General features: G+C 72.5%; 1 pseudogene. It reads left to right on the forward strand.

Features of this window, described 5'->3' with window-relative positions:
* Nucleotides 1-236, forward strand: a pseudogene (locus ACYQ0J_RS13485) (ATP-binding protein); the annotation flags it as partial.

Raw genomic sequence — 236 nt, forward strand, 5'->3', positions numbered from 1 at the left:
GGGGGGGGGCGGGGGAGGGACCTCGAGGCCGACCTCAAGGCCTGGCAGAGGCGCTACCCGGGGAACGAGGAGAAGGCGAGGAGCCTCCTCAAGGCCCTCAAGCGCCCCGAAGGGGTGAACCCCGTCACCCTCGTCGTGGACGACGCCACGGGCCTCACCCCCAGTGTGGTCCCCTGGCTGGTGGCCTTCGCCGAGGTGGCCACCCTGGTCCTGGCCGTCCACCCGGAGACCCTAAG

Source organism: Thermus sp. FJN-A (assembly GCF_054655095.1).